Consider the following 25,719-nt stretch of genomic DNA (forward strand, 5'->3'; position numbering starts at 1 on the left):
AACGATTTTGTTGACAATTAACTCAACATGGGTAATACTGGTAATAAAAAAGGGGTTACATCAGCATGAGTGAATTCGGCGAACGTTTAAGACAGCTCCGTAAACAAAATAAAATAACTCAAAGGCAGCTTGCCGAGAGGGTCGGCATCGATTTTACTTATATCAGCAAGATTGAGAGCGGAACGATGGACCCGCCTGCAGAAGACAAAATCATCAAGATGGCACAGATCTTGCATGTTGAATCAGAGGAGCTTATATTATCGGCAAAAAAAGTACCTACAAGCTTTCAAAAGGTGATTACAGAAAATAAGGATGTACCTGTGTTTCTTAGAAAAGCATCCGAGCTTTCTCCAGAACAATGGAGGAAAATTAAAGGCATTATTGGAGAAGAGGAAGGAGGAGAGGAAAGCTGAATTCCACAAGGTTTATTTCATTAGAGCAAATGGAAGGCTTGACGGAGCAAATCTTATTGGATTATGGATTCAATCCTCATGATAAAATAATTCGTCCCGTCCCAATTGAAGAGATCATTGAATTTCACTTTGATTTAAATATTAGCTGGGAACCGATTGATCATTTGGATGATCAAGGCATGGTCATGGCGGCCATTTTTCCAACAGAGAAACAAATAATACTAAATGAAACACAGCGCAATTTATTTGAGGAAAAGCTCGGAACCTATCATTTCACTCTAGCTCACGAGTTAGGTCATTGGGTACTCCATTCCTTGCAATCGCCATATTGGCTGCGCTTACAATGTGTCAAGGAAAAGAGTCCATCGGCAGAGGTGATGCGACCTTTCTATTGCCGCAGCTTTGCGCATAAACCCAAGGTAGAAGTGCAGGCGGATCTTTTCGCAGGATGCCTGTTGATGCCGCGTCCCATTCTGGAGCGGGCCATTATGCAGTTAAGAAGAATAGGCCTCATCCAGCTGTCTCACCTTTATAAATTAGCAGATTGTCTGCGTGTTTCGATCACTGCTCTTACTGTCCGTCTGACACAAACAAATCTGTTAAGTATTGATCAGGATGGACGCATTCGATGCATAGGATCCAAAGAGGGGAACCATTACGAGCAGATGACGATGGATTTATAATTTTTATTGCATAAATGTTGAGTTGATATTCAACACAATATGATTGTGTGAATATGAATCATACCTATGGAGGGATTAAGGTGAAGGATAATATAAACCATGAAGTGCTATCAAAACATCGACTATATCCAAAACTAGAGAACGAGGAATATCTAATTCGTTCACTGTGTTACACCGCTGCTCAAAATTTATACGGGGAAACACTGCCTGATATCGTTAAGAAACGGTTGGAGCTTGAATTGGAGGGTATTATTAACCATGGCATGGTTTCTCCATACCTGATTACTCATCAAGTGGTTAAACAATTGAAGTTAGAGGGTTACTTAGTCTCAACACGGGGGTCTGTTGGTTCAACTTTCATCGCTTATTGTCTTGGTATAACAGAAATGAATCCCTTATTCCCTCATTATCGATGCAATCATTGCAAATATAGTGAATGGATACAAGAGAGTAAGGGCTGTGGTATTGATCTGCCAGATAAGGTATGTCCTAACTGTAGTGAGATTATGCAAGGGGACGGTCATCATATTCCTTGTGAGATGTTTATGGGGCTTCAATATGATATCACTCCAAATATAGATTTGTGTGTAGCGACAGAATGTTCATCCAAGGTATATGACTATTTGAGTGAGCATTATGGCTACGATCAGGTAGTTCGTGTCGGTAATCAACATAGGGGAGGATTCTTTATCCTGCCAAAGGGTATAAAGCTTGAACAAATTACATTTGCACCTTTTGACGATAACATGGATGGTTTTGGAAAGTCCCTTTCCAATTACAAGGAGCTGGAAAAGTATGTTTTTAAACTTGATGTATTCGAACATATAGATCCAACTTTTCTCCGCTTGCTTGGTCAACTTACGGGAGTGGAACCCACTACAATCCCAATGCAAGATGCTAATGTACTTAGTTTGTTTCGCTCTACTCAGGCACTAGGTGTAAGTCCGGAGCAATTACGAACCTGTGTTGGGACTTATGGTATTCCAGAGATGCAGGTTCCTTTTGTGAGAGCTATGCTAGAAGAGACTCAGCCGAAATCATATTCTGATTTATTACAGATATCAGGACTTTCACATGGGAATGGTACTTGGGAGGCTAATGCACAAGATCTGCTGAAATCTGGAGAGCATTCCCTTCAATCGGTTATAGCTTGCAGGGACGATGTTATGTTCAACCTAATCAATTGGGGCGTTGGACACGACATGGCTTTTCTTGTTTCGGACAATGTACGAAAAGGCCTTGGGATCAGTGGGGAATGGGTGAAGGAGTTAGAAGTCAATGTCCCTTCCTGGTTCATTGAGTCTTGTCAAAAAATGAAGTATTTGTTTCCGAAAGCGCATGCTGTAACCTATGTCATCTCCGCAATAAGATATGCTTATTATAAATTGTATTATCCGTTAGAGTTTTACGCCGTCTATTTTTCAGTTCGGGGTCGTGATTTTAATTTGGAACTGTGTACTGAAGGTGCTGAGGTTATTGGAAATATACTTGATAAACGGGATGAACAGCCACAGCCTGATACCCAATATGAAGTGTTGCTGGATCTCTCAGATCATCAAGTGGCATTGGAGATGATGCTGAGAGGAATTTGTGTTAAAAGGGACACAATAAGCGGTCAATACCTCTTTGAGTATAATCATCATAAATTGAAAGTACCGCTTGTGGACGTTTGATTTTTTAAAGTATTAGGGTTATGTGTTATTCTTTAGGTAATCAATAAACATCATGGTTATAAGGAGTTGTATTGATGTGTCCATCCCAACGTATCGTCATATCATCATATTATTGCTTTGTATGTCATCCGGAATCGTAGACGTCGTGGGCTATATTAGTCTAGGACATGTTTTTACAGCGAATATGACGGGTAATATTGTTCTGATGGGCTTAGCCATAGGTCATGTGGAAGGACTTGCTGTGCTGCGTTCGATTACGGCTTTATTAGGCTTTGTAGCGGGTACAGCAATAGCTGCCCTTATTGTTAACAGAGATAAACTGCCTTCGGTTTGGCCAGCCTCCGTAACGATAGCTCTTACCATTGAAGCGGTTATTCTCATTATTTTTGCGGTCAGCTCCAGCTGGTTTAAAGGATCAGAGACTATGGTCTACTTTCTTATTGCCCTTTTAAGTTTGGCTATGGGCATGCAAACAACAGCAGCTAGACGATTAGGTATTGCGGGGATCTCTACTACGGTTTTAACGAATAATTTGGCCAATGTTATTGAAGACGGTATTCATCAGCTAAGGCTGCTGATCAGAAGAGAGACGAAGAACACGCTTAGTCGTGATTCATTGCTCAGGTTATTAGCCGTGGTTATTTACTGCTTGGGTGCTATTATCGGAACGCTGGCTGAAGTTTCGTACCCGCTTGCTATTGTGTGGGTCCCCATAGCTGTCTTAGGAGGTATTATCGTGGCGGCGGGGATCCGATTTCGGAATGATTCTGCTGTTTACAAGTAGATGTTCATCCAAAATGGTACCGGATTTATCATTGTCGATATGCCTACTGAAATTATATCTCTTCTTTTTTTGATCAAATAAAGCACGAGAAGCGGGATAATTCGATCCTGCTTCATTTTATTTAGCAGCAGAATTTCAAACCGACCATCTAATAAGAAGAAAGACGATCTTTCCCGGATAGTCGAGGAGATCGTCCTTTTATTTTAGCAGTGCTGCATAATATTAGTTCTCAGATAAGCTTATGTAGCTTTATACCGATGCTCGACCTTCATAACTTTCCATACCGTTACCGAAATGAGCCAGGCCAGGATGAACAAGGCAACAAGTAAATAACCGAGATCCCCAAAGTCCAGTTCATTAATCCATACGAAAATAGGAGCTTGCAGGTTCAGTTTATCCGTCAACACCTGGACTAGCTCAACCATTCCGATGATTAATGCTGCTATGACAGAGACCGTAGTGACCGTCACATTATAGTACAGTTTTCTAAGTGGTGTCGTGAATGCCCAACGGTAAGCTTTGGTCATGAACATTCCGTCAGCTGTATCCATTAAGCTCATGCCTGCAGCGAAGAGCAGAGGTAGAGAAATAATTCCGAAGACGGGGACGGATGTTTTGGCCGCGGTAGCCGAAATGGCTAATAAACCTATCTCTGTTGCCGTATCGAAGCCAAGTCCGAACAAAAAACCTAACGGATACACATGCCAGCCGCGACTGATGAAACGGAACATAGGCTTCAATAACCGGGAAAAGAATCCTCGGGAATCAAGTATTTCCTCAAGCTGCTCGTCCAAGAACCGACCTTGGCGTATTTTTCGAAAAACTTGAAATAACTGGATTAAAATAACAAGATTAATAATACCAATCAATACGAGAAAAGCTCCAGACACCGTAGTACCTATCAATCCGCCAATCTCCTGCATTTGCGGCATTGCCTCTTGAATCCATTTCATTGACAACGCTATGGTCAGCACCATCAGGAATACAACGGACGAGTGACCGAGGGAAAAATAGAAGCCTACACCCAAAGGATTTCTTTTTTGCTGGATCAATTTACGGACTGTGTTGTCGATGGCAGCTATATGATCGACGTCAAATGCATGTCTCAATCCAAACGTATAAGCTAACAACCCAAGACTCCAAAAGCTTGCATCGCCGCGGGCTGCTGTGATTAATCCGATAATACCTAACACATGAAGCGCTATGACTACGAAGAAATAGCCGCCCCAATCCTTTTTATTGCTCAAGATATGATTTAACACCTTGGCTCCTCCTGTAATTTTATATTTATATTTTTGATCGTTATAATTCGTGCCACTACAATAACAAATAGTAACACAAAATGCTTTAATGTATAGATTTTTCTCGAAAAAATATTTTATGTCTTAATGCCTTTGCATCCTATGCCGCGGGCGTGTAAGATAATATGGATACTACAATAAGGAAGGAGAGGCTATGTGGTTTTCGGAGCACGCGTATGGAAGACAGGAATTGCAGTGACATTGGCATTATATATTAGTGCTTTGTTAAACTTTACTCCTCCCGTTATTGCGGCAGTAGCTGCTATTTTCGCAATGCAGCCTTCGATCTATCGGTCCTGGCGGTATTTTTTGGATCAGCTTCAAACGAATGTGCTGGGGGCAGCACTGGCTTTGCTTGCAGGAACGTTCTTTTCCAATAATGTAATTGCGATTGGGATTGTGTGTATTCTTGTAATCATTGTTTGTTTAAGGATGGGAATGGAAGAAACGATTGGGCTTACGCTAGTGACCGTTGTGGCGGTTATGGAGGCATCAGGTGAGTGGGCCTTTGCAGTCAATCGTTTTTTACTGAGCTTAATTGGAATTGGATGTGCATTTATTATTAACGTCCTCTTTTTTCCACCTAAGCCCAAGGAGCAATTTGAAGCTCAAATCCACACTGTTTTTAGCAAAATGTCGCTTCTTCTTCGTACGGTCATTTCCGACGAAATCAAAGAGACAGTGTTCCGGGAAGAAAAAGGGGAGCTATCGAACTCCTTACAGCTTCTTGCGGGCAAGTATAAGCTCATGGAAGAAGAAGTGAAGAAGCTCAAACGCGGTAAATTTAGCATGATTCGTCATTTGGTTATTTATAAGCAGATGCTGCGTGCGTTATCCAAAGGGCTTGAGGTGCTGGATACGGTTGATGAACATTTTTTTCAAGCGAATCGGGGGCCTGAGACCGATGCTCTGTTCGATGGGCATTTGGAGAAATTAATTAAGTTTCACGAGCATGTGCTGCTGAAGTTTGACGACAAGCTTAAAGCTGACAGCTCGGAAGGCTACGATATGGAAGCGGAGAATGAAAAGTTTATGAGCTTGCTTATAGAACGCTATCAAGACCAGCCAACTGGAATCTTGCGCCTCTCGGTCGTGGCTGCGGCAATGTACGATTATGGCCATCAGGTAGCCAGATTGGATAAGCTGTTGGAGCATTATCATCGGGGAGATTCCGAAACCAAGGAGCCCCTGGAGCTACTACGAAAAAGTTTTAAAAGAAAATGATGAATTCTAATATAAAGAGCTGACAGCAGTAAAAGCTGTTGGCTTTTTTCTCAGAGTGGGGAGGAGACTTGAAGAAATGCATACAATTGACAGCCTAACGAACGATCTTAAACGGATGGGCATTGATCCCAAAGGGACCTTGCTTATGCACTCATCTATGAAAAGTATAGGGCATGTTGAAAACGGTGCGGACACTGTGCTGGATGCTCTTACCAATTACATGGAGGAGGGATTGTTGGTACTGCCGACACACACTTGGTCATACATTAACTCTAGTAATCCGAAATTTTACGTGGAATCATCGCCTTCATGTGTAGGTATTTTACCGGAATTGTTTCGCAAACGCCAAGGTGTTCATCGCTCTTATCATCCCACTCATTCCGTTGCCGCTTATGGAAGTGATGCGAAGTCCTTAGTACAAGGGGATGAACGATGGGATACACCCTGCCACAGGGAATCTGCCTGGGGAAAGCTGCTGGACCGACAAGCGACCATTATTCTAGTGGGCGTAGATTTACGCAGAAATACCTTCATTCATGGAATAGAAGAATGGGTGGATATACCTGGAAGGCTAACGGATGGACACGAAGAATTATATACTGTACTTGTTGATGGGACAGAGCTGCGCGTTCCTTCCAGAAGACACTGCGGTTTGTCTTGGTCTCTGCACTTTTGGAAGGTGGAAGAGGTATTGAAGGAGCAGGGAGCGGTGAAGTTAGGAACCTTTGGTGACGCTGTGGTTCGAATTTGCGATACGGTGAAGTTGAATAAGATACTATCTCATATGCTGAAGGTGAACCCGGACTTATTTTCTGACAATGAACCTTTAACGGGGACTTATTTTTAATTTGAATAACCGGTTAAATGCGGGACTCGATTTGGATTTCAAATCTTCCCGCACCTTAAATTGAAAGGAGAATAAGGATGTCAAGGCAGAGGGCGGCAAACGAAAATAAAGTTCGATTAGCCGGTTTTTTTCTATTCATCGTATTAATCACTGTACTATGTATGTATGTTATATCTGCATTGTTGAATCCGGTTGGTGATCAAGGACTCATTATAGTTCTGTGTATCACCATCTCCTTGCAATTGTCATTTCTTACCACACTTCAAATAGTTAGAAAAAAATAGGAAGAAATCATAAGGAAAATGAAAAATGATTGTACAGGTAAAAGGAGTAAGATACAATATAAGATATACGGTGAACGATGTTCTATAATAAAGAACAAGAGGTGATCTTGCTGAAATGAAGACGATAAAACAATTTGTGTTTACGGATTCACGTCCTTTTAAGGAATGCCATGCATCAACCCTAATCGTACTGCCCAATGGAAATGTATTAGCTTCTTGGTTTGGAGGTACCAAAGAGAAAAATCCGGATGTGGCCATTTGGCTCTCACGCCGGGAGGACATTGGAGAGTGGTGTGCTCCAATAAAGGTGGCTGATGAAGAGGAATTGGCTCATTGGAATCCCGTGCTTTTTCAAGATCCGGCCAGTGGACGTATTTATTTATACTATAAAGTAGGTCATGAAATTCCTGATTGGTACACGCGTGTGATTCATTCGGATGACGGTGGTTACACCTGGAGCACACCGGTAGAGCTTATACCTGGTGACATTGGAGGCCGAGGACCAGTTCGAAGCAAACCGATTATACTTAGTGATGGAAGGTGGATTGCTCCTGCTTCTATCGAGACGCGAACGGCATGGGACGCATTCGTCGACTTTTCAGATGATCAAGGACGGACATGGATTAAAAGCAGCATGGTTCCCTTGGATCGCAGCCGTATTAAGGGGAAAGGGATTATTCAGCCTACCTTATGGGAAGGCCAGGATGGAATCGTTCACATGCTGCTTCGAAGCACTGAAGGTGCCGTATATCGAAGCGATTCTAACGATCGCGGTTTAACATGGTCGGAGGCCTATTCAACCTCTCTTCCGAATAATAATAGCGGGATCGACCTTGTCAAGTCACAGGGAACGCTATATTTGGTTATGAATCCTATCGAAGGCAACTGGGCGGCCCGAACACCTTTAGTGATTCAACATTCCATTGATGGGGGACAAACTTGGAAGCTGCTAAAAGTCTTGGAGGATGAGCCCGGGGAATATTCGTATCCTGCTATTGTAACGGATCATCAGTCGCTTCATCTAACCTATACATGGCGTCGGGAACGGATTGTATATTGGAATATTGAACTATAGTGGCATGACAGCTTGAAGGGCGGTGTGAGACACACGCTCTTTTTTTGTTTTTTAACGAATTGACAGCTGTGATGTATAGTTATAAAATGAATAATTATGCAATAAATATTATAAATATACATTCAAGAGGTGGTTTAATTGAAGCATTTGCTATCTTTAAAAGAACTGGACAGGAATGAGCTTGTAGCCTTAATTCAAAAGGGAGTGGACATAAAGCGAAATCCAGAACGCTATTATGAAGCTTGTAAACGAAATGGTTTGCTGATGCTATTTCAGAAAACATCTACGAGAACCAATCTGTCCTTCCAATCGGGGATTAATCAAATGGGTGGATACGCCGTTGTAATGGATTGGGAGTCGAGTAATTTTGTTTTATCACCGATTCAATATGAAGTTCGCTATGCATCAAGAAATTGTGATCTCCTCATGGCACGACTGAAAAAGCATGAAGATATCGTCGAGTTGGCGACCTACTCACAAGTACCTATCATTAACGGCTGCTGTGAAAAGTATCATCCTTGCCAAGCATTAGCCGATTTAATGACCATATATGAAATCTCGGGCTCTTTTGATGGAGTAACACTCACCTATGTGGGCATACACAATAATGTTGCGAACTCTTTAATTATTGGGTGCATGACGCTGGGAATCAAGCTTCAGGTGGTTACGCCTGTCATTAATGAAGCATCGTGGGAAGAAGAGCTTATGACAGAAGCTCGACTAAGCAAGTATATTGAATGGAAAGAGGATCTTGCCAAAGCTCTTTCAATAACGGACTACGTATATACCGATACCTGGATCGACATGGAATTTTTTCATGACCCTGATTATCAAGAGGAGAAACAGAAAAGAATGCAAGTCATGCTTCCATATCAACTGAACAAGAGCAATCTGGGAGAATATTCTCCTTATATCATGCACGATATGCCCATTCATCCTGGTTTTGAGATAGCAAAAGATCTCATAGAATCCGAGAAGTCGGTTATTTATCAACAAGCGGAAAATAGGATGCACATTCAAAAGGCATTAATGCTTTATTTACTCCAAACGAAATACTGATATCGTACAGTTGAATATCGTATGTGAGAAAAGATAGATAAGCTGCACGTGTCGCGGCATAGCTGTCTTTTTTGTTTAGCAATGGCTATTTACATGTCGAACATATGTGCTGTATAATGAGGAAAATGTGGATAAATATGGAACTAATATATAGCTAGTAATCTATATTTTCGGAGGATGGTTATGGAGCTTGCAAAGCAAAGAGAACTATTGACAATTGTATTCAGAGAGGCACTGCAAACCTTTGTTGACAAAATCAAGCAAGACGATCAAGTTATAGCGGCAATACTCATGGGTAGCTTATCCTACGATCAAGTCTGGGAGAAGTCCGATATAGATTTAAAACTGATCGTTCACGAGCAAAAGCTGAATAAAAGTTACATGTGTTTTGTTGAAAATGATGTGCCGATTAATACAAGCATTCAAACTCGCAATGATTTTAAGCGTTGGATTGAACGTTCTTTGCAAAGCTCTATCAGCCATTCTATGCTCATACGAAGTACGCTTTTGTTTACCAAGGATAGTTCCATCACGCCATATTTTGATCAAATACGGACGGTCGGTGAGCGTGATCGCCAGATGCAGCTAATGAGACTAGGGTGTCACGGGCTAGGTATACTGGCTAAGGCTGAGAAATGGCAATATGTTAAGCAGGACACCACATACAGCGCACTATGGATTATGAAGCTAGTGGATATACTTGCACAGATTGAAGTAGTTCTGAACGGTGAAGTCCCTATGCGGGAATCAGTTCAACAGGCCATGACGTTCAACACCGATTTTTTTGATTTGGTTTACGTTCAAATGGTGCATAATGAAGTTAATGAGCAGATGGTCCATACCGTCCTTCAGCAGATCAATACGTATTTGAGTGAACGGGGAGACCGATTGTTTCAACCGATCCTTGCGTATTTAAAGGAAGAAGGCGACGTTCGTACCGTAACGGATATTGTTGATAAGCTTGGAGTTATTGTGCAAATTGATAACGGTTCCATTACAACGGCTTGTGACTGGTTGGTGGAGCAGGAGCTTCTTGTGAAAATGGAGAGTGAGACAAAAGCGACTCCGAAGAGCCGAATAGAGCTGTCTGAGCCTGCTTACTTATATGAGAATCCAGATGATTTAGGATGGGAGATGTGAGATCAGTTGAGGCAATTCATAGAAGTCAGAGGCGCAAGGCAAAACAACTTGCAAAATATCGATGTAAATATACCGCGGGATAAGCTAACGGTAATTACCGGCGTGAGTGGTTCGGGTAAATCCTCGCTTGCGTTTGAGGTCATCTACGGAGAGGGGCAGCGGCGCTTTCTTGAGTCCTTATCCACCTTCGCCAAGAGCCGAATGAATCAATTGAAGAAGCCGGACGTCGATTTTGTATTTGGCTTATCTCCAGTCATCGCGATTGAGCAGAAAAAAGGAATCGTTAATCCAAGATCAACAGTTGGAACGATGACAGATATTTATGACTTTTTAAGATTACTTTTTGCATCTGTCGGGGAAGCAAGCTGTCCGTTCTGCGATCATCCCGTCCCGATACGCACACCGAATCAAATGATGGATCATATTCAATCTCTCCCGGAGGGTACGGAGGTTGAGGTGCTTGCACCGATTTACAAAATATATGGTGAAGACTTTGAAACGTTGTTTGATGAAATACGGACCAAAGGATTTCGTTCAGTTAAAATCGATGGCGCTACTTTTAGCTTGGGGGATATGCTCGAGCTCGATGATGAGTTGGAATATCAAATGGAAGTCATCATTGATAAATTTGTAGTTAAGAAGGATACGTTCAAGGTATTGACTAAAACGATTGAAAACAGCTTAAAGCTGGTAGGTGAAGGGTTTATTCGATTCGAAATCATAGAGCAGCCCGAGAGGGAGAAAATCGATCGAGATGTATTTTACAGAGGGTTTGCTTGTCCGGAGCATCATCTTACTTTGGGGGAGCTGCATCCATCTTACTTTTCTTTTAACGATCCTGATAGTGCATGCAGAACATGTGGCGGTATTGGAACGTTTATGAGGACGGAAGCGCGATTTCTAATCAAAAATGAGGAAAAAAGTATAGCTAAGGGAGCGCTGGACTCTAAGCTGCTTGGAACGAACGGCAATACATGGCGATGGTCCATCCTGTACAGCCTGGCAAAGCACTACGGTTTCAGCTTGGATACTCCTCTGAAAGAGCTGCCTGAATCAATCATTAATATTTTGTTTTATGGAACCAAGGGACAAAAGTTTCCTTTCATTGCGCCTGAGGACGCATCCAAGACCCAAGCTCGCCATGCAGGCAAATTAATGGGTTACGGCGGACTCGTCAATATGGTAAATCGCTGGTATAAAATGTACTTAAAACGTAAAGCGACCAATACGTCCGAAGAAGAGTTTTATAAGCGTGTTATGGTTGAACATATATGTCCTGACTGCGAAGGAAGAAAATTGAAGCCGCAGCGGTTTTGCGTTAAGGTGGGTACTGGAGATATTCATGAACTATGCAGTCACTCGCTAAAGGATCTTCAGCAATTTTTAGCTGGACTATCGTTTCCGGTGGAGAAGGCTCAGGTTGGGAAACAAATTACAGGTGAAATTCAATCCAGGCTTACACTGCTTCTTGATATAGGCCTTGACTATTTAAGCTTGGGTCGCCGTTCGGATACCATTTCAGGCGGTGAAGCTCAAAGAATTCGTCTATCTACTCAAATAAGCTCTGGACTTATGGGAATGCTCTACGTTCTGGATGAGCCGAGTATCGGGCTGCATGCTAGAGATAGTATACGGATAGTCGATACATTGAAAAAACTGCGCGACACGGGCAATACGATTATTGTAGTTGAGCATGACATCGATACGATTTGCAGTGCTGACCATATTATCGAGGTCGGACCCGGTCCAGGTACTCATGGCGGCTGCATTATTGCACAAGGTACGGCGGAGCAACTGCGGATGCATTCGGAATCTATTACAGGCTCGTTCTTGTCCGGGGCAAGAAAAATCGAAGTACCCTCCAAGCGACGTCAGGCGTCAGGCCTAACGCTTTCCATAAAAGGAGCAAGAGCTAATAACTTGCGTAGTGTGAATGTAGATATCCCGCTAGGACTTATGGTGTGCATTACGGGAGTTTCCGGATCAGGGAAAAGTACGCTTATTAATGAGGTTATGTACAAGCAGCTCTACTCTGTATTCCATGATGCACGCATTGTTCCTGGTGAACACGACTCGGTGGAAGGTCATGAGCATTTGACAGGCATTATTAATATCGATCAATCTCCAATTGGACGTAGTTCTCGTTCTAATGCAGCGACTTATGTAGGTTTTTTCGACCGAATTCGGGAATTGTTTGCTGAAGCTGCAAGGATAGCAGGCAAGGAGCTCAGCAAGAACGATTTTAGCTTCAATCAGAAAAATGGCGGGCGATGCGAGCATTGTCAAGGTGAGGGGATTGTCACGACTCCATTGCAATTTATGCCCGATGTTGAATCGGTTTGTCCGGTATGTAAAGGAGCTAGATTCAATGAGGAAGTGCTGGATGTGCGGATCAAAGACCATAACATTGCTCAAGTGCTGGAGATGAGCATTGAGGAGGCGGTGGACTTTTTCTCCGAGCAGCCTTATATCCTTCACAAGTTAAGCGTATTGAATCAGTTGGGACTCGGTTATTTGCGGGTTGGTCAATCGGCTACAACTCTATCAGGTGGAGAGGCTCAGAGGATCAAGCTTGCAACAGAGTTAAGTAAAATAAAACGCGGTGCACACAACTTGTATATTTTGGACGAACCTACAACAGGTTTGCATTTGCAGGATATTCAAAAATTGATCGACTGCATTCAACAGTTGGTTGATGCTGGACATACCGTTGTCGTTATTGAGCATCATCTAGATATGATTAAAGTAGCAGATCATATTATCGATATGGGACCGGATGGCGGAAAAAATGGGGGAGCAGTTGTTGCTAGCGGAACACCCGAAGAAGTGGCTAAAGTACAAGAATCTTTAACAGGCAAATTTCTAAGTGAAGTACTTGTTGCCGAAAATTGCTATTGGTAGTCAAATGACAAATAATGGGATCTGCCATTATCGAACCCGGTAGTAGCCGAAAGGGCAGGTTTTACTCTGCAGGGTACCTTTCATTGTGATGATCGTGGAACAGATGGATCCCTAAGAGATACGCTAGTTTTCGCTAAGGTTCGTGGTTTTGAATTCGACCCTTGTAATGCATATTTTTTAACCAACAGTCAAAATTAGACTTTACAAAATTCATCAAAAAAAGGTATAATATAAGATACAATTCAATATGTTTATAGCGCTGAGTTTTCTTTGAGAAAAACGGGGGAACCAAGTAACATGGGGTGAATCATGATGTAGCTGGGAGCTGCATTGTGTAGGGCGTATTCTCACCGCCCGAATCCGACAGCTAACCTCGTAGGCGACCGTGGGAAGGATAGATTTGCTTATAAAAGCACAAGGTCTAGCCTTGTGTTTTTCGTGCTACCAAAAAGCAAAAAAGTCTTTCCGTCTCAGCACCGTACATTTGAGAGGAGGATTTGGTTATGGACAGCAAAGAAAAATTGTTTCACTTGTTAGACGGTTTGACGGAACGAGATCAGAGGGCAGCCATCGAATTCATTCAATTTCTTGCACACCGTAACGGAAAGAAAATTAAAAATGAAGATGTCATCAATCTCTATGGCAAAAATTATTTTGTTGTTCCAGATTGATAAGCATGCAGAACTTATTATAGAACTGTAATACAAAAAACGGCCGTATCTCGGTATAATCCGAAGCGGTCGTTTTGTTTTTCACAAATAGTGTTGACGTGATAAAAAAGATTAAGTATAGTTATTTCATACCTATACGGGTATGTGTAAATCAAGTTGTTAAAATGCATTTGGATTGTCCATTTTTTTTGATTATCAACATACCCTATAGGGTAATCGAGGAGGGTCATAAGTGATTTTTAAAGAACAACTTCCGCAGGAAGTAATGATTAAAATCCAAAACAATGAGCCAGTATTTGTTCTGGATGTACGTGAATCTGATGAATGGGAATCAGGTCATATACCAGGGGCAACACATATTCCGCTTGGGCAAATAGCCAGAGCACTAAATGAACTGAAATCAAGCCAAGAAACGGTTGTTGTCTGCCGCAGTGGCAATAGAAGCCGGATGGCTTGCGAATACTTATCTTCATTTGGATATAACGTGGTTAATATGAAAGGCGGAATGTCGGATTGGACAGGGAAAGTTGAATACGGCAAATAAAAAAAGGAGGAATTAAAATGGCAAACTTGGTTATTGATGCGAAAGGCTTAGCATGTCCTATGCCTATTGTTAAAGCTAAAAAAGGTATCGATTCTCTGGAGTCTGGTCAAATTATGGAACTCCATACGACCGACAAAGGGTCAATGCAGGATTTTCAGGCATGGGTTAGGTTGTCCAAGCATGAGCTGATTGAAGCGAAGGAAGAGAATGGAGTATTTGTTTTTCTAGTGAAGAAAGGGTGAAGGTTAATCAATTTTAGCTGGTAGCTTTTTTTCCAGACATCATTCATTGAACCTATACCCTACAAAGGTATACTATTATTCAATAATACTACTGGGGGTATATTGAAGGAGGTCATCAGTGATGAAATGGTTGGTGCTTATTGTTTTATTGTTTATTTATTATATGTGGTTTAGACCTGTAAAAGGTTTGAAATATATGGATAGCCATACATTATGTGAGTTTATGAAGAACTCGGAAGATCCAGTCATTCTGCTGGATACCAGAGACTCTGTTGATTACTATGCAGGTCATCTGGAAGGTGCTGTCCATATTTCATTAGGACGGCTCCCTTACGTAAAGAAGAAAGAGCTGAAGAAGGAAGCGCAGATTATTTTAGTTTCCGACTCGAAATACCGCAGTAAGAAAGCAGCAAGAATTTTGAAAAAGTCCGGATTTTCTCATTTGAGCGCTTTAAACGAAGGAAAGCCTTCTTACTGTTCGAAACAGCCGATAGGAATTTAAGAAGTTAGAGAGGACGTCATTATGGGAGAAAATAAAGAGAAGACTACGATTGTACTGTTCAGCGGGGATCTTGATAAAGCGATCGCTGCTTTCATCATTGCAAATGGGGCGGCCGCTTATGATCATGATGTGACGATATTCTTCACTTTCTGGGGATTGAACGCACTTCGTAAAGATGAGCCGTTAAAAGTGAAAAAAGGTTTTCTCGAAGGGATGTTTGCGAAGATGATGCCTCGAGGTGCCGACAAGCTGGGACTATCCAGAATGAATTTTGGAGGCATGGGTCCTCAAATGATCAAGCATGTGATGAAAAAGCATAATGCGTTAACCCTTCCACAATTAATTGAATTGGCCCAGGAGCAAGGCGTTAAATTAGTTGCTTGTACTATGACAATGGACTTGTTAGGGCTGCAAAAGGAAGAGCTGATGGATGACATTGAATATGCAGGTGTTGCCGCTTATTTAGGGGATGCTGCAGAAGCAAAGGTAAATCTGTTTATTTAAGTTTTGAAACGGTGCATGAATTGAAGTACACAAGTAAATGCTAGAAAAGACCAAAAAACATTAGCCCTGAACAGCTAATGTTTTTCGCGTTGTTACATATCGGTCGGCATTTCGATTGCCTGTGGTTCATTGAGGGCACGTTGTTTCTTACTTTTTGAAATCCAAATCACTATTATAACGATAAGTATTAGGATTACGAATCCGACCATCAACGACAAGTTCAAAATGTTGAGTGTTTTAATATCGACTTTAATATCATTGTTTTTACCTGCGAACAAGTCCCACTGATAGGTTTTACCGTCATCTAATACCCTTGATGCATTTTGCATTTCCGCTTTGTCCGGCAGTGTCAGTGTAAACTTTAGATCAATCTGACTTACCATCATTTTTTGGAAGCCAGTAGGATCGGATGGGTCCGCTTGCATAGTGCTAAGATCAAAGTTACCTACCAAATGGTTTGTATTGAAAAGCAACCCTTTATCGGTTGAAATATTCATTTTATTTTCGTTTGCAAAATCTTTTTGAATAACACCTACGTTTTTAATATCTTTAGCATCGGCAACGTGTTTTTTTGCTTGAACACCCTGATAATCCCCATCTTTATATTGAGTGACAGTGAACCCTTCTGATTCAAAGTTCTTTTTCATTTCCCCGATCAAATCGGTCTTGTTTTTGGTATCCATACTCATTAGAGCAATTAATTGAGAGCTCATACCCAATTTATAGTCAAGATCTGCCGATGAATCTTTGTTTAATGTAACATGGAAATCTCCTTTGATACAGCCGTTTAGCAAGATCATCGTGAGGATGAACATAAGGGCCATTAACATTTTCTTTCTCATTGAAATACACCACTTTAACATAGAATTTAACAACATTAACCATTATATATAACGATTGGTATCCTGTCTATGATAAAAGTAGTTCCAAAATCCTAAGGGGGGAAGTACCTCCTTTACATAATAAACCAAAAATCCCGCATGGCCTATATGCCAAACGGGATTTTTAGTCTTTATTAAGCTGCCAAAGGGTTCCGTGAAAGCGATACTTAATCGACGTAATAAGCGCCATTAGGTAGGGCTGTTCCTTTATTAACGACTACCAAACCGACTCCGCCTGGTATAAATGCTACCATGGAATCATTAGTGGTTACATATATGCCGGGGACATAAGTGCCGTTCACATTGGTTTGAACTGTAGAAGAAATAATCATTGTTTCAGGAGCTGTAGATGATGAGTTAGCTGCGTCCTCAACCGGTGCTGCACCTACCACCGCGGGAAGCATTAAAGAAGTTCCTACTACGAGAACAGATAATCTGGTTTTGAGCAATTTCATCGTTACCACTCCTTATCATTGGTTGTATGTACTAGTAAGGGGCTTTTATATATCCGCCTGGGAATAATTACCCTGTTACTGGATTTTGAAGCATTCCTTAGAATAATTTGTTAATTGGGTTGTTGTTCAGGTATGTGCAAGTAAAGAATTATGCAGAGTCGGATGGAACCGGTTTATAATAAATGGCTCGTATGATAGACTTTGAAGGGCGCCCATTGCACATGAGGCTTGAGAAGATGGACAGAGGAGGAAAATGGGTTGAGAAAGACAGCACCGAACATTTTAGTGTATCATCGCGAGGCGGATAAATACGCGAACGTTCTGCGAGAGCATGGCTATACATCTATTCAAACCGCTTCAACCAGAGAGGAAGCACTTCTGTATTTGAAAGAAACCGATGTTATTTTAAGCTGGAGATTCCCTACTGACCTGTTGACGGGTCCTGAAGCTGCAAAAGTTCGATGGATTCAATCTACAGGAGCAGGTATCGACGACTTAGTGACGGATTCGAACATTCCTAGCAATATAAAGATAACGCGGATTCTGGATCAATTCGGAGGTTTAATCTCGGAGTATGTGTTTGCTTATCTTTTATACATTACAAAAGAACTTCCTAGAATGCGGGAAGCACAGGCTCAGAGCCGCTGGGAGCCATTTAAGGTCGGTACATTAAAAGGAAAAGTCATTGGTGTTGCAGGACTGGGGTCGATAGGTTCGGAGATTGTTAGAAAAGCTCGTGCTTTTGATATGACGGTATATGGATTGAGCTTCAGCGGAACCAAAGCGGATCTTGTAGATCAACATTACGATGCAACCAATTGGGAATCCTTCGTTCGTGAGTTGGATTATTTGATTCTGACCTTACCATTAACTCCTGCAACGCATCATGTTATTAATAAAGAGATTATGAGCGTTATGAAGCCTAATGCAAGTATTGTGAATGTTGGACGAGGTCAGCTTGTTTCGGAGGAAGACCTGGTAGCCATCATGGAAGAAGGGCTGCTGCATGCAGCTGTTTTAGATGTATTTGAGAATGAACCGCTCGATCCAAGCCATCCCTTATGGTCGCTGCCAAACGTATATGTTACTCCACATTTGTCGGGTCAAAGTAACTTCGAAGAGGTAGGACGTTTTTTCGTCGACAATCTTCGGTTATTCGAGCAAGGAGCCGAGTTAATAGGGACGGTTAATCGGCAAAGAGGATACTAGTGGTAAAAAAAAATGAATCCCCCTGGATCACTTATGAAGTGACCGGGGGGATTTTTGGTTAATACAGAGTAAGAATGAACTGCAATCAAAATGAATACATATAGATCAAGCATAGAAAGTAGACAACTCCTCAAACGACATTCTAGGGACTGCTTAAGGGGACTACTTCAAATACTTTTATGAGGTGATAAAGGATGAGTCAGAACAAGAACAAGCTTACTACGAGCTGGGGCGCTCCCGTAGGGGACAACCAGAACTCCATTACGGCAGGCTCACGGGGGCCGACTCTCATTCAAGATGTACATTTACTAGAAAAACTGGCGCATTTCAACCGGGAACGGGTGCCAGAAAGGGTCGTTCATGCTAAAGGCGCAGGAGCGCATGGTTATTTCGAAGTGACCAATGATTTGACAAACTATACGAAAGCGAGTTTTCTAGCGGAGGTTGGAAAAAGAACACCGTTATTCATCCGTTTCTCTACGGTTGCGGGGGAAAATGGTTCCTCGGATACCGTGCGGGACCCAAGAGGTTTTGCCGTAAAATTTTATACGGATGAAGGGAACTATGACCTGGTAGGCAATAACACTCCTGTGTTTTTCATCCGTGATGCCATTAAGTTCCCTGACTTTATCCATACGCAAAAAAGGCATCCGCAAACCCATTTAAAAAACCCGAATGCAGTATGGGATTTCTGGTCGTTATCCCCTGAATCCCTACATCAAGTGACGATCCTGATGTCGGATCGCGGTATTCCCGCAACATTCCGGCATATGCACGGCTTCGGCAGTCATACTTTTAAATGGGTGAATGCTCAAGGAGAGGGAGTATGGGTGAAATATCATTTTAAAACAGAGCAGGGTGTGCAAAATTTAGCACCTGAGCTTGCAGCCAAGCTTGCAGCAGACAATCCGGACTACCATACAGAGGATCTGTTTAACGCAATAGATAAGGGAGAATTCCCATCATGGAAGCTCTGTGTGCAGATCATGCCGCTGGAGGATGCAAATACATATCGTTTCGACCCATTTGATGTTACCAAAGTATGGTCCCAAAAGGACTATCCATTAATTGAAGTAGGGCGCATGGTACTGGATCGAAATCCGGAAAATTACTTCGCTGAAGTTGAACAGGCGACGTTCTCGCCAGGAACCTTGGTCCCAGGGATTGATGTCTCGCCCGATAAAATGCTGCAAGGCCGCTTGTTCGCTTACCATGATGCACATCGCTATCGTGTCGGAGCTAACCATCAATCATTGCCAATTAACCGAGCTCGCAATGAAGTGAACAACTATCAGCGGGACGGACAAATGCGGTTTGATAGTAACGGAGGAGGCTCCGTTTACTACGAGCCCAACAGCTTTGGAGGACCTTCTGAGACTAGGGAGAATAAGCCGGCGGCGTTTGAAGTGTCCGGTGAAGCGGATAGTGTAGCCTACGATCATCATGATCACTTTACTCAAGCTGGAGACTTGTATCGTTTGTTAAGCGAAGAGGAACGTACGCGTCTGGTTCAAACTATTGTTGGCGCTATGAGTCCAGTTGAGAGTGATGAGATAAAGCTTAGACAAATCGGACACTTTTACAAAGCGGATCCGGATTATGGACAACGTGTTGCTGAGGGACTGGGGCTAAGGGTAACGGAAGAAAACTAATCGAAGGCGGCAGCTGCCCTTTACATCGTGGAGGACCGCTGCCTTTCTTTTTATGAAAATAGGGAGTATAGATCTGAACTTCGCACCGTTCTTGTAAGCGTTAGCATAGTATGCTGAAACACAAATATTGTTTAATAAAAGAGGTGAATACTATGAGAACTCGTATCTTATCCGAGCAAATGATAAAGAAACGGTTTCCGCATATTCGTTATGTAAGGATTCATACAGAGGGCCCAAATAAAGTGACGGTTTATGCTTGGAACGAGGATTTGCAACTGCAGGATAAGGATGTGCGCAGCTTGAAGCAATATGCATCTGATTACTTGCATCCTTATGTTTGTTTCAAGGTAAAGGCCTACCAGATGGTACAAACGGATCGAGTACCACAAGTGCAGGAGCTTCCGGACGGTCTCAAGAAAAAGGCAATGAGCAGAATTCTCGATCAGGATGAAATTATGGATTATATGAACCAGGTTTTTCCTTATGGCAGGCTGACTTTTACGGATTATGATTCTGTTGCGGGTACGCTGCGATTTGAATTTCTTTCAGATCATCCAGTGAATCACATGGAACGAGGGCTTATTACTAACTATATTAGCGAAATGATCCCAATTGGTACTCGGTGTGAAGTCGAATTCAGATAATGATGGTGTTGGTTGAGTAGTGTCAGAGGGGTTCAGACCTTTCATGTAAGCTCAAGTGATGTTTTTTGTTTGAAATGAGCCAAGGTCTCATGTAAACTGGGTCTTGAAACTGCATGAAGGGATCTGAAAGAATGAAGATGATTATGTTCTTTGCACTGCTGTTACTGTACCCGCTATTTTTACACTGGATCAAAATTAGCGATTACAGAGTCGTTCCTCTGGTGGTTCCCTATGCGCTTGGAGTACTATCCATAACGATCATGCTGACAGGTATTGCCGAATTTATTATGAAGAAAATGAAACCGTAGGTAGTTCAAAAGAACTGGTATCATTCGTTATTATAAATGCAGCTAGCTTTAAAAATATCGCAAAAAAGCGCATCTGTAGCTTAACAGAGCGCTTTTTTATTTTTATAGGAAAAAATGCTCAGTTGAGAAGGGAAAAGGAAATAAATGTCGAAAAGAGAATATGTATGTCGAAGTGAAGTGTAGTGTCATATTGTTAAAGGGGTTCGATAAATATGAAAGGTTTCAAATGGATTCAAAATCGCCTGGCGTTGCGGATTTCTGCTGTTGTGATGGTTGTTATTGTTTTGTTATCCGCCGGGTATGTCTTTTTGCAAGTCAGCAATGTTAAGACAGCAGCTAAGGGAGTAATTACAAGCTATGGAATCCGAATGGCTGATAGCTATTCCAAAAAACTGGATACGGCCCAATTAGAACCGTTCCTGAAAAATCCGCAGGAAAATGACAAGTATTGGAGCATTCGTCAAGAGCTCAATCTGTTCCGTGAGCAAATCGGCGCATTGTATGTTTATATTGTCAGAATTGATGAAAGCCAAAGGCCTCTTATCGTCATCGACGGTCAACCTAAAGGATCGGAATCGGCTTCCCCTATTAATGAGGTAACGGATATTCCAGAAGACGCGGTCCAAGCTCTGTTAACAGGAGGGACGGCTAGCTCACCCATCATAGATAATCCTCAATACGGCAAGTACATATCCTCTTATGCACCTATTAGAAGAGCGGATGGCACGATGATCGGAGTTTTAGGTATTGATACGGATGCAGCCGTAACCGACTCGATTGCCGGAGATATGATTCGTCAGAGTATTCCTTTTTATTTAATGATGGCGGTTATAACAATTTTAAGCCTGGTTTGTATTACATGGGTTCTTATCCGTTCGTTCAGGCCGCTCAAGTGGATTGCGGGGGCGTCAGAACAAATTGCCGTTGGTGAATTGGCTGATGCGAACCGCTTACTAATGGCTCATCCCGTCAGGTCTTCAGATGAGATCGGAGCAGTATACCAAACAATGGTAAAAATGTCCGTTAGCTTGAATACGATCATTGGGCGCATCGTCTCCAATGTAGCGCAAACATCAGAGCAGCTTGTCAATTCCTCTGATCAATTCGCTTCGGATGCTCAGCACGTGCTTGAAATCAATACGAAAGCTAACCGGGCGGTCGGGCAAGTAGCTGAAGGAGCTCAAGCACAGAGCATGAGTTCGGATGAGAGCAGCCGTTCCATGGAAGAAATTACGACGGCGATTCAACGAATCTCGGAAGCCTCACTAACAGCTGCGGATGCATCCCAAAAAGCACTGGAGAATGCTGAATCGGGCAAGTTGGCTATTCACCAAATGAATTTGCAAATCCACACGATTTCCTCCGCGGCTGGAGAGGCAGTTCAAAGGGTCGGTGTCCTTCAGGGGTATTCGCAAGAGATTGAGAGTGCATTGAGCGGAATTGCGGAAATAGCAAATCAAACGAAGCTTCTGGCGCTCAATGCTTCTATTGAGGCTGCTAGAGCCGGTGAGCACGGAGCGGGTTTTGCGGTTGTGGCAGGTGAAATACGAAAGCTTGCTGAGAATGCCTCAGGCTCTGCACTACGGATCGGAGAGCTGCTGCATAATGTGCAAAACGAGTCGCAGCGCATCAGTGAAGCTATGAACAAAGGTTCGGAAGAAGTACAGACAGGTACGGTATTATCAGAGAAGGCTGAAGAATATTTAACGCTGATAGTAGAGAAATTCCGCTTTGTAGCCGATCAGATTCATGATATTTCGGCTGCAACCGAGCAAATATCGGCAGGCTCGGAGGAAGTTGCTGCATCCGTCATCGGAATAGCGGATATTGCCAAAGCATCCTCGGACCAAACTCGACAAATACGTGAATTAACAGATATTCAACTGGACGTTGTTAAGCAAATGGCTGACTCCGCAATTGCTTTGAATGAAATTACACAGGATATGCGAGAAGCTATCAAACAAATCAAAGTATAGCAAATCCATGCTATAATGGAACAAAAGCGAGGGAAAGTGTCCCTCGCTATCTTTTTGAGAACCGTATGAGAGGATGGAGGATTATGGTCATCGATGCTGTTCAAAAAATGATAACGTTTGCAATCGAGGGAGATACTGCAGCAATGAAGAATCTATTGCTGCAGGACCCTGAGCTCGTTAATTGCTCCCGAGGTTATTTTACTCCATTACATTTTGCCGTTAGATCAGGACATTTATCTTCGGTTCAACTGCTGCTCGAACATGGAGCGAATGCAGCAGAGAAGAATTTGGAATGGCAGGACTCCCCTTTGACAAAAGCCAAGGACAGGGGTTTTGACGAAATTGCTGAGCTGTTAGATCAACATTTGAGGAATCATTATCAAAGCAAACCTGAAGGAAGCTGGATCGCCGGTATTATCAGAAGCAGGCAGAAAGAAGACATTCTTCGTGAACTGGACTCTTACCCGGAATCGATTCATTATGGGGACGAACGGGGAAATACTCCGATGCATTGGGCTGTCCTGACCCGGCAATTGTGGCTTATTGACGAGTTGCTGCGCCGCGGGGCTGATCTGCAAGTGAAACGTGCCGATGGAGCAACTCCGATTCAGCTTGCCGTAGACGGAGATTACTGGTATCGTGCCCGTCGTGATTTGAATGTCGAGGCACTGCGTAACCAATGGTTTCTTGCTGGATATTTAGTAGCTCGCGGAGCGCCGTATGATATTTGGATAGCTTCTGTCGTTGGGGATACAGAGCATGCAGCTATTCTCATCGAAGATGACCCGTCTCTCGTCAACAAGCCAAATAGTATTGGAAAAAGACCCATAAGCTACGCGGCTGCATATGGCCACATCAATTTACTTAAGTTTTTGCTCCAGCATGGAGCAGAGCCAAATGCAAGTGAAAGTGGCGCAGAGAAGGGAAGCGCACTGTGGTCAGCTGTAAAGGGCAACCATGAGGAATGTGCCAAATTATTGCTGGAGCATGGAGCGGATCCCAACGCAGGAGTGGAAGCAGGGGGGAACTCTTTATTTATTGCAATGCACGAAGGCCATGACACATTGGTAAAATTGCTGTACTCCTATGGGGCCGCAGGTAACCTCGACTCAGCTTGCTGCTTAGGGAGAATTGATATTGTAGCCGAACTTATTAAAGCCAGTCCTGCTCTCGTGAATTCCGGCGGAGACTACGGTCCGTTATGCATGGCGGCAGGTTATGGCCATACCGATATCGTTAAAATGCTTATCCGCAGCGGAGCGGATCTTAATGCTCCCTGGGATACCAATAACTTTGTTGGTTACGCTGTTGACACTGGACCCGAGATGGTTCGATTATTGTTAGAAGCTGGAGCGGATCCTAACAACGCAAACTGGCAAGGGATTACCTATTTGCATAAGGCAGCATGGATGGGGAATATCACATATGCTCAATTGCTTATTGATAATGGTGCACGATTAGATGTAGTGGATAAAGAATATCAATCGACTCCGCTGGGCTGGGCAGCAAAATACGGTCAAATGGAAATGGTACGGTTTCTACTGGAGAAGGGGGCAAACCCAAGGCTTCCAGAGGAGGTGTCTTGGGCAACTCCGTTTGCTTGGGCAACAAGCAGGGGACATACTGAAATACAAACCTTGTTAGCCTCTTTGTAATGGTTTGCGTAAATGCGCATGCAAGTCGAAAATGTGTCATTTTGCGACTAATCGAGACTAATTTGTATATTTATAGTAAAATAATAGTAATTTTCATTTTTGAAAGTTACATTTACAAGTATTTGAAGCACTGAAAGAAGTTCGACGACAGCGTCAGACGTTCAAAATGAGGTGAATTCGTTGTTACAGAAACAACAAACCAATGAAAGTAATGAAAAGGGAAAAACGCTTAACAAATCTGCTTTGATGGTGTCCTTATTTATGGCGACAGCCTTGGTAGGATGCGGTCAAGAACCACCCAAAACGCCGGTGGCATCGACCGGGCAGCAGGTAGCAGCCACTCCTAGTCCAACCCAACAACCGGGTGATCCCAGTGCACCTCCTTATGGCGGAACACAAAATGACTATTGTCAAGATGATAACAACGACAATAAATGTGATGATTCAGGTGATACGTATGACAAGGATTATGCCTATACACATAATGGTAATACGTATTATGGAAGAGAATCGTCCATCTCCTCTGGGCTCCTTACAGGCGCTTTGGCGGGTGCGGTTATAGGCGCAGCGGCAGGCAGCTTAGGAAGATCTGGGCAGCAGCCAGTTACCAACACCAGACCGAATACAAATACAGGAACGGATGTAAGGAATGCTCCGCCAGCGGCGAAGAGCACTCCAACGGCTACACCTGCTCCGACTCCTTCGACATCATCACGATCTGGCTCCTTTACGTCGTCATCGAATACCAGTAGTACGACCAAAGAGAGTAATGCAACTACAGCTCCTAAAAGCAATACCGGCACAACAGGCTCCAATGCGACCAGCTCCGGTTCATCCAGCTCTTCTGGTTCGACAAGCACTTCGAGCTCCTCAGGTTCAAAGGGGACTTCCATTTCCTCGGGAAGTACGGGATCTTCGAGCAGCAAGTCGTCCAGCAGCATATCAAGCGGGACATCGGCTTCCAAGGGCGGCATAGGCAGCAGCTCCTCTAGCAGCTCGCGTTCAAGCGGATCAAGCAGCTAATGGTAGAGCTCAGACATTAAAAGAGCAGCTTTTTTCCGAACTCTAGTAACATCCACAGTGACGCATTCA

At 42.9% G+C, this 25,719-nt stretch carries 25 protein-coding genes and 1 riboswitch; of the genes, 21 read left to right on the forward strand and 4 right to left on the reverse strand.

Annotated features, from left to right (window positions below; genetic code table 11):
- The first annotated feature begins 65 nt into the window (after positions 1-65).
- The 4 genes from BP97_RS0132080 (at position 66) to BP97_RS38225 (ending at position 3,553) form a co-directional block, all read left to right on the forward strand.
- Positions 66-413: a helix-turn-helix domain-containing protein gene (locus BP97_RS0132080; protein WP_028552736.1), complete on the forward strand. Its 348-nt coding sequence runs from the start codon at positions 66-68 to the stop codon at positions 411-413.
- Between the two features lie 56 nt (positions 414-469).
- Entirely contained in the window at positions 470-1,096 is a 627-nt protein-coding gene (locus BP97_RS38220; RefSeq protein WP_197035577.1) for a M78 family metallopeptidase domain-containing protein, read from the forward strand.
- A gap of 80 nt (positions 1,097-1,176) precedes the next feature.
- Entirely contained in the window at positions 1,177-2,769 is a 1,593-nt protein-coding gene (locus BP97_RS0132090) for a PolC-type DNA polymerase III family protein (RefSeq protein WP_028552737.1), read from the forward strand.
- Between the two features lie 76 nt (positions 2,770-2,845).
- A complete protein-coding gene (locus BP97_RS38225) occupies positions 2,846-3,553 on the forward strand; it encodes a YoaK family protein (protein WP_036746921.1) in 708 nt (235 codons plus the stop codon).
- Positions 3,554-3,792: 239 nt separating this feature from the next.
- Here BP97_RS38225 and BP97_RS0132100 read toward each other — a convergent pair whose 3' ends face one another.
- A complete protein-coding gene (locus BP97_RS0132100; RefSeq protein WP_028552738.1) occupies positions 3,793-4,815 on the reverse strand; it encodes a HoxN/HupN/NixA family nickel/cobalt transporter in 1,023 nt (340 codons plus the stop codon).
- A 195-nt stretch (positions 4,816-5,010) separates the two neighbouring features.
- Between BP97_RS0132100 and BP97_RS0132105 the strand changes: the two genes are divergently transcribed.
- The 11 genes from BP97_RS0132105 to BP97_RS0132160 all read left to right on the forward strand — a co-directional run bounded on the left by BP97_RS0132105 (position 5,011) and on the right by BP97_RS0132160 (position 15,847).
- Positions 5,011-6,078, forward strand: coding sequence for an FUSC family protein (locus BP97_RS0132105; protein WP_028552739.1), 1,068 nt, complete (start codon positions 5,011-5,013; stop codon positions 6,076-6,078).
- A gap of 76 nt (positions 6,079-6,154) precedes the next feature.
- The gene (locus BP97_RS0132110) at positions 6,155-6,925 is read left to right on the forward strand and encodes an AAC(3) family N-acetyltransferase (protein ID WP_028552740.1); all 771 of its coding nucleotides are present in this window, start codon (positions 6,155-6,157) and stop codon (positions 6,923-6,925) included.
- Positions 6,926-7,324: 399 nt separating this feature from the next.
- A complete protein-coding gene (locus tag BP97_RS0132120) occupies positions 7,325-8,284 on the forward strand; it encodes a sialidase family protein (protein WP_028552742.1) in 960 nt (319 codons plus the stop codon).
- A 138-nt stretch (positions 8,285-8,422) separates the two neighbouring features.
- Complete coding sequence (locus BP97_RS0132125; RefSeq protein ID WP_028552743.1) at positions 8,423-9,343, forward strand: Rossmann-fold NAD(P)-binding domain-containing protein; 921 nt, start codon at positions 8,423-8,425, stop codon at positions 9,341-9,343.
- 183 nt (positions 9,344-9,526) lie between these two features.
- The gene (locus BP97_RS0132130; protein ID WP_028552744.1) at positions 9,527-10,483 is read left to right on the forward strand and encodes a hypothetical protein; all 957 of its coding nucleotides are present in this window, start codon (positions 9,527-9,529) and stop codon (positions 10,481-10,483) included.
- Positions 10,484-10,489: 6 nt separating this feature from the next.
- Positions 10,490-13,384 carry an excinuclease ABC subunit UvrA gene (gene uvrA, locus BP97_RS0132135; RefSeq protein WP_028552745.1) on the forward strand — a complete coding sequence of 965 codons (2,895 nt, stop codon included), beginning with the start codon at positions 10,490-10,492 and terminating at the stop codon, positions 13,382-13,384.
- A gap of 247 nt (positions 13,385-13,631) precedes the next feature.
- Positions 13,632-13,781, forward strand: a riboswitch (cyclic di-AMP (ydaO/yuaA leader).
- Between the two features lie 106 nt (positions 13,782-13,887).
- The gene (locus BP97_RS40850; RefSeq protein ID WP_197035578.1) at positions 13,888-14,055 is read left to right on the forward strand and encodes a hypothetical protein; all 168 of its coding nucleotides are present in this window, start codon (positions 13,888-13,890) and stop codon (positions 14,053-14,055) included.
- Positions 14,056-14,287: 232 nt separating this feature from the next.
- The gene (locus BP97_RS0132145; RefSeq protein ID WP_028552746.1) at positions 14,288-14,599 is read left to right on the forward strand and encodes a rhodanese-like domain-containing protein; all 312 of its coding nucleotides are present in this window, start codon (positions 14,288-14,290) and stop codon (positions 14,597-14,599) included.
- Positions 14,600-14,616: 17 nt separating this feature from the next.
- A complete protein-coding gene (locus BP97_RS0132150) occupies positions 14,617-14,841 on the forward strand; it encodes a sulfurtransferase TusA family protein (RefSeq protein WP_028552747.1) in 225 nt (74 codons plus the stop codon).
- A 121-nt stretch (positions 14,842-14,962) separates the two neighbouring features.
- Positions 14,963-15,343, forward strand: coding sequence for a rhodanese-like domain-containing protein (locus tag BP97_RS38230; protein WP_051621103.1), 381 nt, complete (start codon positions 14,963-14,965; stop codon positions 15,341-15,343).
- A gap of 21 nt (positions 15,344-15,364) precedes the next feature.
- Entirely contained in the window at positions 15,365-15,847 is a 483-nt protein-coding gene (locus BP97_RS0132160) for a DsrE/DsrF/DrsH-like family protein (RefSeq protein ID WP_028552748.1), read from the forward strand.
- A gap of 92 nt (positions 15,848-15,939) precedes the next feature.
- Here BP97_RS0132160 and BP97_RS0132165 read toward each other — a convergent pair whose 3' ends face one another.
- Complete coding sequence (locus BP97_RS0132165) at positions 15,940-16,689, reverse strand: DUF3153 domain-containing protein (RefSeq protein WP_028552749.1); 750 nt, start codon at positions 16,687-16,689, stop codon at positions 15,940-15,942.
- Between the two features lie 206 nt (positions 16,690-16,895).
- Entirely contained in the window at positions 16,896-17,183 is a 288-nt protein-coding gene (locus tag BP97_RS0132170) for a hypothetical protein (RefSeq protein WP_028552750.1), read from the reverse strand.
- Between the two features lie 258 nt (positions 17,184-17,441).
- Here BP97_RS0132170 and BP97_RS0132175 point away from each other — a divergent pair, with 258 nt between their 5' ends.
- The 6 genes from BP97_RS0132175 (at position 17,442) to BP97_RS0132200 (ending at position 24,627) form a co-directional block, all read left to right on the forward strand.
- Complete coding sequence (locus BP97_RS0132175) at positions 17,442-18,392, forward strand: D-2-hydroxyacid dehydrogenase (protein ID WP_028552751.1); 951 nt, start codon at positions 17,442-17,444, stop codon at positions 18,390-18,392.
- Between the two features lie 194 nt (positions 18,393-18,586).
- The gene (gene katA, locus BP97_RS0132180; protein ID WP_028552752.1) at positions 18,587-20,044 is read left to right on the forward strand and encodes a catalase KatA; all 1,458 of its coding nucleotides are present in this window, start codon (positions 18,587-18,589) and stop codon (positions 20,042-20,044) included.
- 152 nt (positions 20,045-20,196) lie between these two features.
- The gene (locus BP97_RS0132185; RefSeq protein WP_028552753.1) at positions 20,197-20,688 is read left to right on the forward strand and encodes a hypothetical protein; all 492 of its coding nucleotides are present in this window, start codon (positions 20,197-20,199) and stop codon (positions 20,686-20,688) included.
- Between the two features lie 131 nt (positions 20,689-20,819).
- Positions 20,820-20,996, forward strand: coding sequence for a hypothetical protein (locus BP97_RS40855; RefSeq protein ID WP_197035579.1), 177 nt, complete (start codon positions 20,820-20,822; stop codon positions 20,994-20,996).
- Between the two features lie 212 nt (positions 20,997-21,208).
- Complete coding sequence (locus tag BP97_RS0132195) at positions 21,209-22,972, forward strand: methyl-accepting chemotaxis protein (RefSeq protein WP_028552754.1); 1,764 nt, start codon at positions 21,209-21,211, stop codon at positions 22,970-22,972.
- A gap of 83 nt (positions 22,973-23,055) precedes the next feature.
- Positions 23,056-24,627 (forward strand): ankyrin repeat domain-containing protein, encoded by a 1,572-nt coding sequence (locus BP97_RS0132200; protein ID WP_051621105.1) that lies wholly within the window; start codon positions 23,056-23,058, stop codon positions 24,625-24,627.
- Positions 24,628-25,124: 497 nt separating this feature from the next.
- Here BP97_RS0132200 and BP97_RS0132205 read toward each other — a convergent pair whose 3' ends face one another.
- Complete coding sequence (locus tag BP97_RS0132205; RefSeq protein ID WP_028552756.1) at positions 25,125-25,601, reverse strand: hypothetical protein; 477 nt, start codon at positions 25,599-25,601, stop codon at positions 25,125-25,127.
- Positions 25,602-25,719: the final 118 nt, after the last annotated feature.

This window comes from Paenibacillus sp. UNC451MF (genome assembly GCF_000686845.1).
Classification (GTDB): Bacteria; Bacillota; Bacilli; order Paenibacillales; family NBRC-103111; genus Paenibacillus_S.

What these genes read in the sequence shown, in the direction of transcription:
- BP97_RS0132160 (WP_028552748.1), top strand. Translation starts at nt 15,365, where the DNA reads ATGGGAGAAAATAAAGAGAAGACTACGATTGTACTGTTCAGCGGGGAT.
- BP97_RS40850 (WP_197035578.1), top strand. Translation starts at nt 13,888, where the DNA reads ATGGACAGCAAAGAAAAATTGTTTCACTTGTTAGACGGTTTGACGGAA.
- BP97_RS0132120 (WP_028552742.1), top strand. Translation starts at nt 7,325, where the DNA reads ATGAAGACGATAAAACAATTTGTGTTTACGGATTCACGTCCTTTTAAG.
- BP97_RS0132195 (WP_028552754.1), top strand. Translation starts at nt 21,209, where the DNA reads ATGAAAGGTTTCAAATGGATTCAAAATCGCCTGGCGTTGCGGATTTCT.
- BP97_RS0132200 (WP_051621105.1), top strand. Translation starts at nt 23,056, where the DNA reads ATGGTCATCGATGCTGTTCAAAAAATGATAACGTTTGCAATCGAGGGA.
- BP97_RS0132130 (WP_028552744.1), top strand. Translation starts at nt 9,527, where the DNA reads ATGGAGCTTGCAAAGCAAAGAGAACTATTGACAATTGTATTCAGAGAG.
- BP97_RS40855 (WP_197035579.1), top strand. Translation starts at nt 20,820, where the DNA reads ATGAAGATGATTATGTTCTTTGCACTGCTGTTACTGTACCCGCTATTT.
- BP97_RS0132080 (WP_028552736.1), top strand. Translation starts at nt 66, where the DNA reads ATGAGTGAATTCGGCGAACGTTTAAGACAGCTCCGTAAACAAAATAAA.
- BP97_RS0132150 (WP_028552747.1), top strand. Translation starts at nt 14,617, where the DNA reads ATGGCAAACTTGGTTATTGATGCGAAAGGCTTAGCATGTCCTATGCCT.
- BP97_RS0132110 (WP_028552740.1), top strand. Translation starts at nt 6,155, where the DNA reads ATGCATACAATTGACAGCCTAACGAACGATCTTAAACGGATGGGCATT.
- BP97_RS38230 (WP_051621103.1), top strand. Translation starts at nt 14,963, where the DNA reads ATGAAATGGTTGGTGCTTATTGTTTTATTGTTTATTTATTATATGTGG.
- BP97_RS0132165 (WP_028552749.1), bottom strand. Translation starts at nt 16,689, where the DNA reads ATGAGAAAGAAAATGTTAATGGCCCTTATGTTCATCCTCACGATGATC.
- BP97_RS0132205 (WP_028552756.1), bottom strand. Translation starts at nt 25,601, where the DNA reads ATGCCGCCCTTGGAAGCCGATGTCCCGCTTGATATGCTGCTGGACGAC.
- BP97_RS0132170 (WP_028552750.1), bottom strand. Translation starts at nt 17,183, where the DNA reads ATGAAATTGCTCAAAACCAGATTATCTGTTCTCGTAGTAGGAACTTCT.
- katA (WP_028552752.1), top strand. Translation starts at nt 18,587, where the DNA reads ATGAGTCAGAACAAGAACAAGCTTACTACGAGCTGGGGCGCTCCCGTA.
- BP97_RS0132185 (WP_028552753.1), top strand. Translation starts at nt 20,197, where the DNA reads ATGAGAACTCGTATCTTATCCGAGCAAATGATAAAGAAACGGTTTCCG.